Source organism: Mycolicibacterium sp. P4_G11 (genome assembly GCF_056555145.1).
Window position 1 is genome coordinate 148003 of record NZ_JBFUJW010000001.1, and the last position, 12316, is coordinate 160318.

Annotated in this window: 16 protein-coding genes; 10 read left to right on the forward strand and 6 right to left on the reverse strand. The window is 67.2% G+C overall.

The window, feature by feature from the left end; translation table 11 throughout:
• Position 1 precedes the first annotated feature (1 nt).
• Positions 2-274 (reverse strand): DUF5703 family protein, encoded by a 273-nt coding sequence (locus AC1U2B_RS00735; RefSeq protein WP_043396145.1) that lies wholly within the window; start codon positions 272-274, stop codon positions 2-4.
• Positions 275-1327 carry a YncE family protein gene (locus tag AC1U2B_RS00740; protein WP_480215306.1) on the reverse strand — a complete coding sequence of 351 codons (1053 nt, stop codon included), beginning with the start codon at positions 1325-1327 and terminating at the stop codon, positions 275-277.
• A 128-nt stretch (positions 1328-1455) separates the two neighbouring features.
• Between AC1U2B_RS00740 and AC1U2B_RS00745 the strand changes: the two genes are divergently transcribed.
• From AC1U2B_RS00745 to AC1U2B_RS00770, 6 genes are all read left to right on the forward strand, one after another.
• Positions 1456-1767: a hypothetical protein gene (locus AC1U2B_RS00745; protein WP_480215307.1), complete on the forward strand. Its 312-nt coding sequence runs from the start codon at positions 1456-1458 to the stop codon at positions 1765-1767.
• Positions 1768-1802: 35 nt separating this feature from the next.
• Positions 1803-2651 carry an undecaprenyl-diphosphate phosphatase gene (locus AC1U2B_RS00750; protein WP_260972201.1) on the forward strand — a complete coding sequence of 283 codons (849 nt, stop codon included), beginning with the start codon at positions 1803-1805 and terminating at the stop codon, positions 2649-2651.
• Positions 2652-2715: 64 nt separating this feature from the next.
• Positions 2716-3420 carry a histidine phosphatase family protein gene (locus tag AC1U2B_RS00755; RefSeq protein WP_043396136.1) on the forward strand — a complete coding sequence of 235 codons (705 nt, stop codon included), beginning with the start codon at positions 2716-2718 and terminating at the stop codon, positions 3418-3420.
• Positions 3421-3449: 29 nt separating this feature from the next.
• Positions 3450-4034 carry an Rv2134c family protein gene (locus tag AC1U2B_RS00760; protein ID WP_043396133.1) on the forward strand — a complete coding sequence of 195 codons (585 nt, stop codon included), beginning with the start codon at positions 3450-3452 and terminating at the stop codon, positions 4032-4034.
• Positions 4018-4836 carry an Rv2133c family protein gene (locus AC1U2B_RS00765; RefSeq protein WP_480215308.1) on the forward strand — a complete coding sequence of 273 codons (819 nt, stop codon included), beginning with the start codon at positions 4018-4020 and terminating at the stop codon, positions 4834-4836. Before AC1U2B_RS00760 ends, AC1U2B_RS00765 begins: the two co-directional genes overlap by 17 nt.
• Positions 4837-4915: 79 nt before the next feature.
• Positions 4916-5581, forward strand: coding sequence for a GNAT family N-acetyltransferase (locus AC1U2B_RS00770; RefSeq protein WP_480215309.1), 666 nt, complete (start codon positions 4916-4918; stop codon positions 5579-5581).
• Positions 5582-5666: 85 nt separating this feature from the next.
• Here AC1U2B_RS00770 and AC1U2B_RS00775 read toward each other — a convergent pair whose 3' ends face one another.
• Positions 5667-5924: a hypothetical protein gene (locus AC1U2B_RS00775; protein ID WP_480215310.1), complete on the reverse strand. Its 258-nt coding sequence runs from the start codon at positions 5922-5924 to the stop codon at positions 5667-5669.
• A 135-nt stretch (positions 5925-6059) separates the two neighbouring features.
• Here AC1U2B_RS00775 and AC1U2B_RS00780 point away from each other — a divergent pair, with 135 nt between their 5' ends.
• Positions 6060-6851 (forward strand): 3'(2'),5'-bisphosphate nucleotidase CysQ, encoded by a 792-nt coding sequence (locus AC1U2B_RS00780; protein WP_480215311.1) that lies wholly within the window; start codon positions 6060-6062, stop codon positions 6849-6851.
• On the opposite strand, the gene AC1U2B_RS00785 is transcribed toward AC1U2B_RS00780, so the two are convergent.
• Genes AC1U2B_RS00785 through uraD (AC1U2B_RS00795) form a run of 3 tightly spaced genes read right to left on the reverse strand, consistent with a single transcriptional unit; the run spans position 6781 to position 8458 of the window.
• Positions 6781-7644 (reverse strand): MurR/RpiR family transcriptional regulator, encoded by an 864-nt coding sequence (locus AC1U2B_RS00785; RefSeq protein WP_480215312.1) that lies wholly within the window; start codon positions 7642-7644, stop codon positions 6781-6783. The two genes, AC1U2B_RS00780 and AC1U2B_RS00785, sit on opposite strands and share 71 nt — an antisense overlap.
• On the reverse strand, positions 7644-7973 hold the full coding sequence (uraH, locus tag AC1U2B_RS00790) for a hydroxyisourate hydrolase (RefSeq protein WP_480215313.1): 330 nt from the start codon (positions 7971-7973) through the stop codon (positions 7644-7646). The genes AC1U2B_RS00785 and uraH overlap by 1 nt, the downstream gene beginning before the upstream one ends.
• Positions 7970-8458 carry a 2-oxo-4-hydroxy-4-carboxy-5-ureidoimidazoline decarboxylase gene (gene uraD / locus AC1U2B_RS00795; protein ID WP_480215314.1) on the reverse strand — a complete coding sequence of 163 codons (489 nt, stop codon included), beginning with the start codon at positions 8456-8458 and terminating at the stop codon, positions 7970-7972. The genes uraH and uraD (AC1U2B_RS00795) overlap by 4 nt, the downstream gene beginning before the upstream one ends.
• Before the next feature lie 200 nt (positions 8459-8658).
• Here uraD (AC1U2B_RS00795) and pucL point away from each other — a divergent pair, with 200 nt between their 5' ends.
• Genes pucL through uraD (AC1U2B_RS00810) form a run of 3 tightly spaced genes read left to right on the forward strand, consistent with a single transcriptional unit; the run spans position 8659 to position 12316 of the window.
• Positions 8659-9570 carry a factor-independent urate hydroxylase gene (pucL, locus tag AC1U2B_RS00800; protein WP_480215728.1) on the forward strand — a complete coding sequence of 304 codons (912 nt, stop codon included), beginning with the start codon at positions 8659-8661 and terminating at the stop codon, positions 9568-9570.
• A gap of 3 nt (positions 9571-9573) precedes the next feature.
• On the forward strand, positions 9574-10401 hold the full coding sequence (locus tag AC1U2B_RS00805) for an FAD binding domain-containing protein (protein ID WP_480215315.1): 828 nt from the start codon (positions 9574-9576) through the stop codon (positions 10399-10401).
• Entirely contained in the window at positions 10391-12316 is a 1926-nt protein-coding gene (gene uraD, locus AC1U2B_RS00810) for a 2-oxo-4-hydroxy-4-carboxy-5-ureidoimidazoline decarboxylase (protein WP_480215316.1), read from the forward strand. Before AC1U2B_RS00805 ends, uraD (AC1U2B_RS00810) begins: the two co-directional genes overlap by 11 nt.

Sequence of the window (12316 nt, forward strand, 5' to 3'; positions counted from 1 at the left end):
CTCACATTGCCGGCTGATCGGGCGGCGCCAACCTATCGGGCGCATTTCCCGTCGCTTCGCTCGCCCTGATCTTGCGGCGGCGCAGCAGCACCCGGCGCGAACCGTCGGTGTACAGGCGTACCCGGGTCAACTCCCACCCACGATATTCGGCCTCGATCGACAGCCGGATGGACGCCGACAGTCTGGTTACTTCCGGGGGCAGCCGGAGCGGAATCCATTCGTAGTCGTCGGACAAGTCCTCCGCCCACGCTGCCGGCATCCGCCCCCGGTGCATCTAGCGCCCGCCCGCCTGTGGCCCTGCGGCGGCGTTCGCGATCACCTGCACCCCGGCGCCCGATCCCGACACCACGAACAAGGTGCCGGTGCGTTCGTCGAAGGCGAGGACGTCGGGCTGCTGCACGGTGCGATATCGGACTTTCTCCACGGGGATGCCAGTCGAAAGATCGTAACCAACCACGCCGTTTGTCGCGGTCTGTGAAACCCAGGCGAGTTTCGACGTGCCGACCAGGCCGAACGGCGCACCCCGGACGGGCGCCTGCTGGCGCAGCATCAGCGGCGTCGTGCCGAACACCAGCAGGCCGTCGCCGCGGGTGTCGGCCACCAGCACCCGCCCGGCGGGGTCGGCGGCCAGCGTGGTGGCACCCTCGCCGGCGCGCAGCGCCTGCGCGACGTCGGTACCGTCCGCGTTCACCTCGGTCACCGAGGTCTGCCCGCGGTCCAGGACGACGACGGTATTGCCTTGCGCGGCAAGACCGTCCACGCGGGCGAAGGCCTTCATCCGGGACTTCACCGCAGTGCCGTCGACGATCAGCACCGCCCCGTCCGCGGTGCCCAGCGCCAGTTTCCCGTCGGCCCGCCGGGCGATCGAGGTGAAGTCGGTGCCCGACTGGCCGTCGACCGCGATCGGCTGCACGGTGCGCTTGCCGATGTCGAAGCGCAGGTAGCCGCCGCGGGTGGACAGGAACGCCGTGCCGGCGCCGTCGCCCGTCACGCCCGTCGCGGCCGTCGGCAGCACCACCGGCGGGGTGCCGGGGACAGTCGCCACCGGGCGTCCCGTGCCGTCGGTGCCCAGCACCACCAGCGACGACGTCGCCGCGTCGAAAGCCGCGCCGGTGCCGGGACCGGGGAGCGCGTGGACCACGCCGTCGGGCACGCCGCCAACCGCGGGCGAGACCGCGGCGCGCGCGGGCGTGATGGTGGGCGGCGGCGTATCGGCCGGATGCGACGAGCAGGCCGCCAGCGCGCCGATGGTCAGAGCGGCCGCGGCGAACCTCGTTGCAGAGCCCCAATATTCACGTCGCCGATAATTAATGGGACGGTGATCCATTGGCACGGCCTGTCTTTCGGTCGGCGGGCGGCGGGGGCGGGGCAAATTTCCAGTCTAGGCAAATATATTGGCGTCAATTATCTGCGTCCGGCGGGTACGTCGCGTACCGGAGGGGTATGGTCGGAGCCATGAGCATTGCCACCGACGGCGATCTTGCCAACGGTAATTTTGCTATCGAAGACCTTTCGACTGGTCTGCGGGCCAGCGGGTTTGGCCAAGTCGGCGATGGCCGGAGTTTTTCGTTTCGCCTTGATGACAAGCGCACGCTGATTGTCGAGATCTACCGGCCGCGTTTGTCGGGTCCGGTGCCCCAGGAAGAGGACGTCGTCGCGGTGTCCTCGCGAAGCCTGGCTCACGTCGACGTGCACGACGAGCGCAGCCTCGCCGCCGCCGTCCGGGACGCCGTCGCCGACGCACAACCGGTGCAGCGCAACCACTAAAGCCTGCGTCCGCCGCTCACGGTACGGTCGTCGGCGTGACTGACGTGGCAGCTATGAGCTGGTGGCAGACGATCGTGCTGGCCGTTCTGCAGGGGCTGACCGAGTTTCTGCCGGTGTCGTCATCGGGCCATCTGGCCATCGCCTCCCGGGTGTTCTTCTCCGGTGATGCGGGGGCGTCGTTCACCGCCGTCACCCAGCTGGGGACCGAGGCCGCGGTGCTGATCTACTTCGCCAAGGACATCTGGCGCATCCTCACCGCCTGGTTCAGCGGCCTGACCGACGCCGCCCGCCGCACCGCCGACTACTGGCTGGGCTGGTGGGTGATCATCGGTACCATCCCGATCTGCGTCCTGGGCCTGCTGTTCAAAGACCAGATCCGTTCTGGCGCCCGCAATCTGTGGGTCATCGCCACCGCGATGATCGTGTTCTCCGCGGTGATCGCCCTCGCCGAGTACGTCGGTAAGCAGACCCGCGACGTCGAGCAGCTGACCTGGAAGGACAGCGTCATCGTCGGCCTCGCGCAGTGCCTGGCACTGGTGCCCGGCGTGTCCCGGTCCGGCGCGACGATCAGCGCCGGCCTGTTCCTCGGCATGAACCGGGAGCTCGCGGCGCGCTTCGGCTTCCTGCTCGCCATCCCGGCGGTGCTGGCCTCCGGACTGTTCTCGCTGCCCGACGCCTTCAAGCCCGTCACCGAGGGCATGAGCGCCACCGGCGCCCAGCTGGCCGTGGCCATCGCGATCGCGTTCGTGGTCGGCTACGCCGCGGTGTCCTGGTTCTTGAAATTCCTGGTGCGGCACAGCATGTACTGGTTCGTCGGTTACCGCATCGTCCTGGGTGTGACGGTGCTGGCGCTGCTCGGCACCGGGGTGGTGGCCGCGCAGTGACACTCCCGCCCAACCGCCCGGCGACATTCCCGCCCAACCGCCCGGCGACCCGGAAGGGAACCAGATGACCGTCATCCTCCTGCGGCACGGGCGGTCCACGTCCAACACCGCACATACCCTGGCCGGCCGATCCGAGGGCGTGGACCTCGACGACAAGGGGCGCGCACAGGCCCAGGGCGTCGTCGACAGGATCGGCGAGCTGCCGGTCAAGGCCATCGTCCGGTCGCCGCTGCTGCGCTGCCAGAACACCGTCGCCCCGCTGGCCGCCGCGCTCGGTGTGGAACCGCGCGTCGACGACCGGCTGACCGAGGTCGACTACGGCAGCTGGACCGGCAGCAAGATCGCCGATCTGGTCAAGGAGCCGCTGTGGCCCGTCATCCAGCAGCAGCCCAGCGCCGCGGTGTTCCCGGACGGCGAAGGGCTGGCGCAGGTGCAGTCGCGCGCCGTCGCGGCGGTCCGTGAGATCGACCGGGCCCTGGCCGAGGAGCACGACGGTGACACCCTGTGGATCGCCTGTACCCACGGCGACGTCATCAAGGCGGTACTGGCCGACGCCCTCGGCGTGCACCTCGACGGCTTCCAGCGGATCGTCGCCGATCCCGCCTCGATGAGCGTCATCCGCTACACGCCGCACCGGCCGTTCGTCCTGCACGTCAACCACACTGGTACGGATCTCAGCTCGTCACTGCGGCCCAAACCCGACCAGCCGGGCAAGCCCGACGATGCCGCGCCGACACACGACGCGACCGTCGGCGGCTCGACCGATTAAACCGGTGAACCGGTATTTTGAAAGGTGCCATGGCCCGCGCAATCCACGTCTTCCGCTCTCCCGACCGCTTCGTGGCCGGGACCGTTGGGCAGCCTGGTAACCGGACGTTCTACCTGCAAGCAGTGCACGATCAGCGGGTCGTCTCGGTCATGCTCGAGAAGCAGCAAGTCGCTGTCCTGGCCGAACGTATCTCCGCGCTGCTGGTCGAGATCAACCGCCGGTTCGGCACCCCGATCCCGCCCGACACCGGCGAGGTGACCGACCTGAACCCACTCGTCATGCCGGTGGACGCCGAGTTCCGGGTGGGCACCATGGGCCTCGGCTGGGACTCCGAAGCGCAGACCGTGGTGGTGGAGCTGCTGGCGGTCACCGACTCGGAATTCGATGCCTCGGTGGTGCTCGACGACGCCGAGGACGGTCCGGACGCCGTGCGGGTGTTCCTGAGTCCGCAGTCGGCCCGGGATTTCGCGAACCGCTCGAATCGGGTGATCTCCGCCGGCCGGCCGCCGTGCCCGCTGTGCGAAGAGCCGCTCGATCCCGAAGGACATATCTGCGTGCGCACCAACGGGTATCGACGCGGCGTGCTGGGTGCCGGCGATGAACCCGAAGAATGATCTACGTCAGGTCCTGCAGCAGGGCCGGCTGACCGCACTCGGGCGCATCAGGTCGGCCAGCAATGCGACGTTCCTGTGCGAGGCGGAGCTGGACGGCGCAGAGCTGCACTGCGTGTACAAGCCGATCTCCGGGGAGGCTCCACTGTGGGATTTCCCCGACGGCACACTGGCCGGCCGGGAGCTGGCCGCCTATCTGGTGTCCGACGCCCTGGGGTGGAACCTGGTGCCGCACACCATTATTCGTGACGGGCCGGCAGGGCCGGGCATGGTGCAGCGCTGGATCGACCAACCCGGTGACGCGCTCAGCGAGACCGAGCCCGCGCCCGGCCCGGACCTCGTCGACCTGGTTCCGGCCGGCCACGTGCCGGCCGGGTACCTGCCGATCCTGCGTGCCTACGACCACAAGGGCGACGAGGTGGTGCTGGTGCACGCCGACGACGCCCGGTTGCACCGGCTGGCGGTGTTCGACGTGCTGATCAACAACGCCGACCGCAAGGGCGGCCACGTGCTGGCCGGCGCCGACGGTCAGGTGTACGGCGTCGACCACGGAGTCAGCTTGCACACCGAGGACAAGCTGCGGACAGTGCTGTGGGGCTGGGCCGGAAAGCCGATCGACGACGAGGTGCTCGCTGCCGTCGCCGCGTTGCGAGACGCCTTGCGCGACGGTCTCGCCGCTGAGCTGGGCCCGCACCTGACCCGGCATGAGATCGCCGCGTTGCAAGCGAGAGTTGTTGAGCTGCTTGGTAATCCGATCATGCCCACACCCGATCGGCATCGCCCGATCCCGTGGCCGGCCTTTTGATCGCAGTTTGCACACAGGTAACGATTTGCGTAGCGATTTCGGCAGCCCTACCGCTCGGTAGTGCTCTAGGCTCGTCGCCATGACCGACCACGACCGGGCCGCAGCCCGCCGCGAAATCACCGATGCCCTGCAGAAGGCCCTCGACCGTCGGCACGAGGTGCTCGACGTCATCGTCGAAGCCGATAACAAGGCCGCTGCCGTCGATGCCATCGCCAAACTGCTGGAAACCTCGCACGTCGGCGGCGAGCAGGTCATGGCGATGTCTTTTGATCTGTTGACCAAAGACGCCCGCAAGCGGATTGCCGATGAACTCGAAGACCTGAACTCGCAGCTGTCGTTCGCAGTGAAGGACCGCCCCGCCAGCTTCGGGGACGACCTGATCCTGCGCCAGTTCTCGGCGGCCCAGGACCGCGACATCTTCGCGACGCGCACCACCGACGTCGGTGCGGCCGGCGACGGTTCGGGCCGCGCGGCCGGCGATCTGGACGAGGAGATCAAGGCCGCCGTCTCCCGCGTCTCGGCCGAGGAGGCCGTGTGGCTCGTGGCCGAGGACAACGGTGACAAGGTCGCCATGGTGTTCGGTGAGCTGCTGGGCGGCGAGGTGAACGTCCGTATCTGGGTGCACCCCGAGTTCCGCCACCGTGGCTACGGCACCGCGGCGCTGCGCCGGTCCCGGTCGGAGATGGCGTCGTACTTCCCGGCCGTGCCCATGCTGGTGCGTGCGCCGGGCGCGACCCCGAAGTAGGCGCGCAACAACGCATTACGCGAAACGTATTACGAGAAAAGGGCTCCGGGAATCTCCCGGAGCCCTTTTCGCGCCTGTCGTCAGCTCAGCCGGAGTACGGCTTGGCCTTCACCGGCGGGGCGGCGACGGTGACGGCCTCGACGGAACTGGGTGTCGTCGGCGTCGCGGTGGCGCCGAAGTTCATGTCGGCGACGGACGGCTGGGTGTACTCGCCCGTCGAGGCGCCATGCCCTGACGAGGCGATGGGTGCCACGGCCGGAGCGGGGGCATGGGTCGTGCCGTAGGCGCCGAGCGCGATGCCCGCAGCGACCCCGACGAATCCGAACGTCTTTGCCACGTTCATGGCGTCCTCCTTAATGGCTCTCGCGTAAATAGTTGTCCAGATGTTATGAGCCGTATTTCGGCAGGGCCTGCCAGCAGCCTGCAACGTGCCTGTGAATAGGCGATTTCAGCTGTGACGTCGGCCTCGGTGATACTCATGGGCATGGAGGACAGTGGCAGGGCGCGCTCCGATGTCGCGCTGGCCGCCGAGGTCGCGCAGGAGGCAGGTGAGTTCCTGCTGTCGGTGCGCGACCGGCTCGGCTCCCACGATCCGTACACCCTCGGCGCAGCCGGTGACCGGCACGCCAACACGCTGATCCTCGATCGGCTGCGCACGGCCCGCCCCGACGACGCCATCCTGTCGGAGGAGGCCGCCGACGACCTGGTCCGGCTGCGCTCGGACCGGGTGTGGATCGTCGATCCGGTCGACGGCACCCGCGAATTCGGCCGGGGCCGGCCGGACTGGGCGGTCCACATCGCGCTGTGGCAGCGCGATGGCAGCCCGCACGGGTCCATCACCGACGCGGCCGTCGCGCTGCCCGATCACGGTGAGGTGCACCGCACCGACACCGTGATCGGCCCGCCACCGCGTCGTCCCGGCCCCATCCGCGTCGCCACCAGTACCTACCGGCCCCCGGCCGTGGTGTGGTGGCTGCGCGATGTACTCGACATGGAGCTCGTCGGCATCGGCTCGGCCGGTGCCAAAGCGATGGCGGTGGTGCGCGGCGACGTCGACGCCTACGTGCACGCCGGCGGGCAGTGGGAATGGGATTCGGCCGCCCCGGCGGGCGTGGTGCAGGCGGCGGGGCTGTTCGCGTCGCGCCTGGACGGCTCGCCGCTGCGATACAACCGCCCCGATCCGTACCTGCCGGACTTCGTCATGTGCCGCCCGGAGTTCGCCGACTCGTTGCTCGAGGCGGTGCGCCAAGTGTCTCGTGGACCGAGTTGACGCGGTCGATGCGCTTTGCGCCGTCGGGCGTGAGGGCAAGGACGCGATCGGAGAGAACGGCAACGAGGCTCATCACCGCAGCGTGGCTGTCGAACGCGCCGGGGGAGACGTTCGGGCATTCGAGCCACCAGGTGGCACGTGCCGCGAGCGCACGGAGTTGGTCATCGGCGAAGAGCGCCAATGGAATTCGCGACTCGCAAGCCCAGTCGACGAGTTCTTTGGCCCACCGGCCGTGGCGCCGGAACGACATCACGATGATGAGGTCCCGCTCATCGAAGTCCGCGATGTCTTCGGCGACGGACTGACCCGAACTGGGCGCCAGCCAGGTGTCGGGCCGGATCTGTGCGAGGTTCAGCCTCAGCACCGTTGCCGCGGCCAGGCTGCTCCGATAGCCGCAGACGGCGATGCGACGGGAAGCGGCGATCTTCTCTGCGACGGCCTCGACCACGGCCTCATTCAGCAGCGCGTGCATGGCGTGCAGGTTCGCGATGTCCTGCGAGATGATCGCGCTGACGTCGGGCGTCCGCTCGATGGCGAGGGGCACACCCGATCGGCGCAGGGCGCGCAGGTGTTCGCGCATGGCGTCGAAGTTGCTGAATTCCAGGGCGCGCACCAGCCGGGAGAACGTCGCCTTCGAGACGTCGGCCATGGTGGCGAGTTCGCTGGCGCGATAGGTACCGGCATCGCCCGCATGCGCGAGCAGCACATCGGCAGCGCGGCGTTCCTGTGGGCTCAGCGACGCATAGCAGTTCGCGATTCTCGCCTCCAGCGAGTCCGGCTCGTCCGCGCGCATCAGCTGCCCCTGTAGGTGGTGTATGCGAACGGGCTGAGCAACAGCGCGACGTGCGTGTGGCCCGCTCCGATCGTGACGTGCAAGTCGACGGCGGGGTAGAACGTCTCCCGACCGGCACTCGCGAACCAGGCGCCCGTCGCGAAATGCAGTAGGTAGTCACCGGGATCCAGTGGGACGGCCCAACGTATCCGTCCATCGCTGTCGGTGTGTGCGGCCGCAATCTGTTCATTCATTCGGCTCAGCACGACCTCGAGATCCGCGGCGGGTTTCCCACGGGCGGCGTCGAGCACGTGAGTGGACAGGGACGTCTGCGTGGCCGGCGATGTCATGGCGTCACCCTTTCTGCCAAGCGGAGCAGTGCGATCTCCTGAAGCTGGCCGATGGCGATGGCGGCTTCCTCCTCGCGGTCCAGCGACAGCCGATATCGCAGGGCGTCATAGATGTCGGCTGCGCTGCGGCCCTTCGCGCGGATGAGGAAGATGCGCCCGAACTTCGCTTCATAGTCCGCGTTGGCCCTGGCCATCGTTGCCGCGAGCTCGTCGGGCATGGCCGGTTGTTCGCCCCGGGAGAGCCCGGACTCGATAGATGGTCCATCGGCTCGTTCGCCGATGCGGGGGTGCTGTGCCAGTGCTTGGTCCAGATCGTCGACGCTCCAGTCGTCGGCGGCACGCGCGGCCGTCGACTCGAGTTCGCCGACAGTGGCAAAAGGCCGCGCGGCGACAACCGCGCTGAGCCAGGACGCAATATCGGCGCAGGGACGCAGCACCTCTTCGGCTTCCTCAGGCAACGCAGAGTTGAAGGTCTGAAGATCCATGGACTGAATCTAGCGTTGCAGCAAAGATTCGCCCTGACGAGATTGTTACGATCCGTTTACGTCCAGGTCCGAGACGTTCTGGGGGCTCCGGGTCTGATGCACCGTCACACGGTTGAAACGAAATGGTGACGCCACAACAAAAACTGAAACGTACGTTGCAGCGGTAAGCCGTTCAACGTGTGTCAGGGGAAATCGTGGCAGTGGGTGACATCGTCCTCGGGTCGAATCAGTACGGCAAGGCGGAGAACCGCGTCGTGCGCATCGTCCGGGATACCCCGGTACATCGCATCATCGATTTGAACGTCACCTCGCAGTTGCGGGGCGATTTCAGCGCTTGCCACTACGAGGGCGACAACTCGCACGTCGTCGCGACCGACACCCAGAAGAACACCGTGTACGCCTACGCGAAAGAAGTGGGCGTCAAGTCGCCCGAGGATTTCCTGATCGCGTTGGGCCGGCACTTCGTCGGCGATTTCGAGTGGGTCACCGGAGGCCGTTGGGAGGCAGAGGAATACGCGTGGGAACGGATCGTCGTCGACGGCAAGGCGCACGACCACTCGTTTGTGCGGGCCGGCAAATTCGTCCGGACGACGGTCGTTCAGATGGCCGGCGACACGACCTGGGTGGTCTCCGGCATCAAGGACTGCGTCGTGCTCAAGTCGACCGGATCGGAGTTCCACGGCTTCCCCCGGGACAAATACACCACGCTGGTCGAGACCGACGACCGCATCATGGCCACGTCCATCACCGCATGGTGGCGCTACCTGAGCACTGACGCCGACGGCACCGGCCTCGACTTCAACGCGCTGCACGAGGCCATCGCCGAGGTCGTGCTCGCCACGTTCGCCGGCGTCCACTCGCTCGCGTTGCAACAGACGCTGTTCGAGATCGGCAAGGCGATCCTCGAGAAGTTCGATGTGGTCGCCGAAGTGAAGTTGTCATGTCCCAACAAGCACCACTTCGTCGTCGACCTCAGCCCGTTCGGTCTGGAGAACCCGAACGAGGTCTTCTACGCCGCCGATCGGCCGTACGGCTTGATCCAAGCCACCATCACCCGCGAAGGCGCGGATCAGGCGCCGGAGGCGTGGGCCACGATTCCAGGTTTCTGCTGAGCCATGGACCTGCACACCGTCAGCCGATACCGATTCGCGCGAACACGCGGCGACCTGCGCCTTGCCGACGGCGAGTCCTTTGTCGCCGGGGGGACGTGGACGTTCTCTGAACCGCAGGTCGAGCTCACCGGTGTCGTCGACCTCACGACCATGGACTGGAGCCCCATCGAGCGCACCGGCGACGGGCTGCGCATCGCGGCCACGTGCACCATCGCCGAACTCGTGCGCTACCCGCGCCGAGCCGACTGGCCGGCCCAGCAGCTCTTCGGTGACTGTGCCAACGCGTTACTCGCCTCGTTCAAAATCTGGAACGTCGCGACCGTCGGAGGCAACATCTGCCGGTCGTTCGCGGCCGCATCGATGGTGTCGCTTGCCGTCGCGCTCGACGGCGTGGCCGAGATCTGGACTCCTGACGGCCAGACTCGATGGGATCCGGTCGCGGATCTGGTCACCGGCAACGGAACCAACTCGCTGGCCCACGGCGAGGTGCTGCGGGCCCTGCACCTGCCCGAACGGGCGCTGCGTGCCACGGCGGCACTGCGCACCATCGCGCTGGCCGAGTACGGACGGTCCGGTGCCGTCGTCAGCGGCCGCCGCGACGACGACGGATCGGCAGTCTTCACCGTCACGGCCGCGACGCTCGCGCCCACGGTCTTTCGCTATTCGGCGATGCCCGGCGCCGAAGCTCTCCGATCCGACGTGCTGGCCGCATCCGGTTATTACACCGACCCACTCGGGTCCGCTGATTGGCGCCGGGCCGTCAGTGCGGTGCTGGCCGTGGATATTCGCTCAGAAATTTGTTCTCGCCTGGAGGTGGGCCATGTCGATTGAGACGGACCGAGCCGACGTCGCACGCAAGGCCGTGCATCCGGTCGACGAGGTACTGCCGATTCCCAAGCTCGCGGTGTACGGGATGCAGCACGTGCTGGCGTTCTATGCCGGCGCGGTGCTGGTGCCGATCATCGTCGCCGGAGCCCTGAAACTATCGCCCGAGCAGACGATCCACCTCATCAATGCCGACTTGTTCACCTGTGGCATCGCGACCATCATCCAGTCCGTCGGCTTCTGGAAAGTGGGCGTCAAACTCCCGTTGATCCAAGGGGTGACCTTCGCGGCGGTCAGCCCGATGATCGCGATCGGCACAGCCGGCGGCTTGTCGGGGGTTCCCGGTCTGCTGTCGGTGTACGGGTCGGTGATCGTCGCCGGGCTCTTCACCCTTTTCATGGCGCCGTACTTCTCGAAGCTGCTGCGATTCTTCCCGCCGGTCGTCACCGGATCGGTCATCACGATCATCGGGATCGCGCTCCTGCCTGTCGCGGCCAATGACATCGTCGGTGGCACGACCACCGAGGCGATGAAAACAGATGTGGCGCTCAAGGACCTCGCGTACGCCGCGGGCACCCTGCTGATCATCATCGTGATGCAGCGCCTCTTCCGCGGGTTCCTCGCCACGATCGCCGTGCTGGCCGGTCTGGTCATCGGCACCGCGGTCGCCGCGTCGCTCGGGGATGTCGATTTCAGTGCGGTCGGTACGTCCCACTGGCTCGGCGTGACCACGCCGTTCTACTTCGGCTGGCCCACGTTCAGCGCCACCGCGATCATCTCGATGATCGTCGTCATGATCATCACCGCGGTGGAAACCACAGGTGACGTGTTCGCGACGGCCGAGATCGTGGGTAAGCGTGTCGGCGCCGGCGACATCGCCAGAGCATTGCGCGCCGACGGTTTGGCGACCACGATCGGCGGCGTCCTCAACTCGTTCCCCTACACGTGTTTCGCGGAGAACGTCGGGCTCGTTCGCTTGACGCAGGTCAAGAGCCGCTGGGTGGTCGCTGCCGCCGGTGCCATCATGATCGTGCTGGGCTATCTCCCCAAGGCCGCGGCCGTCGTGGCCGCAATCCCACACTCGGTGCTCGGCGGGGCGTCGCTGGCGCTGTTCGCCACGGTGGCTGTGGTGGGCATCCAGACCCTTTCGAAGGTCGACTTCAATGACCACCGCAACGCGGTGATCGTCGGCACCGCACTCGGCCTGGGCATGCTCGTCACCGCCCAACCGCTGTTGAAATTCAGCTTTCCCACGTGGGCCCAGATCATCTGTGGCTCGGGGATCACGCTGGGCGCCCTTGCCGCGATCGTCCTGAACATCGTGTTCTTCCACATCGGGCCGAACCGCGGCCCGATGGTTGCCGGCACGCCACGGACCGGCGAGGTCGGACTCGATGCCGTCAACAAGATGACGAAGGAGGAGTTCGTCAAGACGTTCTCGGTCCTCTATCAGGGCCTCGCTTGGCCGGTGGAGCGCGCGTTCGCGCAACGTCCGTTCGCCGACACCCGCGCACTGCGTGGCGCCGTCCAGACTGCGCTGCTCGCGGCCACTCCCGCCGAACAGATGGAGTTGATGCAGGCGTATCCGAACCTCGCCCAGACTCAGGAACACAATGTCTCGAAAGTCGATATGGCCTACCTGGGACTGGACGGCCTCACCGAGGAGGAGGCCGAGGAATTCAGCGAGCTGTCGGCTGCCTACGAAGCCAAATTCGGCTTTCCCCTCATCATCTGCCTGCGGGACCTGGAAAGTCGCGAACACATTCTGACTCTCGGCTGGCGGCGCCTGGACAATTCTCCGCAGGTCGAGCACATGGCGGCGCTCAGTGAGATCTCGCGAATCGCGGCGTGGCGATTCGACGACCTGGTTGCCGACGCGAATCCCATTGCCTCCGCCCGACGCCTGCGGATCGCGCGATGA

Excerpts from the sequence above, each read along its gene's own strand:
- AC1U2B_RS00735 (WP_043396145.1), bottom strand. The coding sequence starts at position 274 with ATGCACCGGGGGCGGATGCCGGCAGCGTGGGCGGAGGACTTGTCCGAC.
- AC1U2B_RS00740 (WP_480215306.1), bottom strand. The coding sequence starts at position 1,327 with ATGGATCACCGTCCCATTAATTATCGGCGACGTGAATATTGGGGCTCT.
- AC1U2B_RS00745 (WP_480215307.1), top strand. The coding sequence starts at position 1,456 with ATGAGCATTGCCACCGACGGCGATCTTGCCAACGGTAATTTTGCTATC.
- AC1U2B_RS00755 (WP_043396136.1), top strand. The coding sequence starts at position 2,716 with ATGACCGTCATCCTCCTGCGGCACGGGCGGTCCACGTCCAACACCGCA.
- AC1U2B_RS00760 (WP_043396133.1), top strand. The coding sequence starts at position 3,450 with ATGGCCCGCGCAATCCACGTCTTCCGCTCTCCCGACCGCTTCGTGGCC.
- AC1U2B_RS00765 (WP_480215308.1), top strand. The coding sequence starts at position 4,018 with ATGAACCCGAAGAATGATCTACGTCAGGTCCTGCAGCAGGGCCGGCTG.
- AC1U2B_RS00770 (WP_480215309.1), top strand. The coding sequence starts at position 4,916 with ATGACCGACCACGACCGGGCCGCAGCCCGCCGCGAAATCACCGATGCC.
- AC1U2B_RS00775 (WP_480215310.1), bottom strand. The coding sequence starts at position 5,924 with ATGAACGTGGCAAAGACGTTCGGATTCGTCGGGGTCGCTGCGGGCATC.
- AC1U2B_RS00780 (WP_480215311.1), top strand. The coding sequence starts at position 6,060 with ATGGGCATGGAGGACAGTGGCAGGGCGCGCTCCGATGTCGCGCTGGCC.
- AC1U2B_RS00785 (WP_480215312.1), bottom strand. The coding sequence starts at position 7,644 with ATGCGCGCGGACGAGCCGGACTCGCTGGAGGCGAGAATCGCGAACTGC.
- uraH (WP_480215313.1), bottom strand. The coding sequence starts at position 7,973 with ATGACATCGCCGGCCACGCAGACGTCCCTGTCCACTCACGTGCTCGAC.
- uraD (WP_480215314.1), bottom strand. The coding sequence starts at position 8,458 with ATGGATCTTCAGACCTTCAACTCTGCGTTGCCTGAGGAAGCCGAAGAG.
- AC1U2B_RS00805 (WP_480215315.1), top strand. The coding sequence starts at position 9,574 with ATGGACCTGCACACCGTCAGCCGATACCGATTCGCGCGAACACGCGGC.
- uraD (WP_480215316.1), top strand. The coding sequence starts at position 10,391 with ATGTCGATTGAGACGGACCGAGCCGACGTCGCACGCAAGGCCGTGCAT.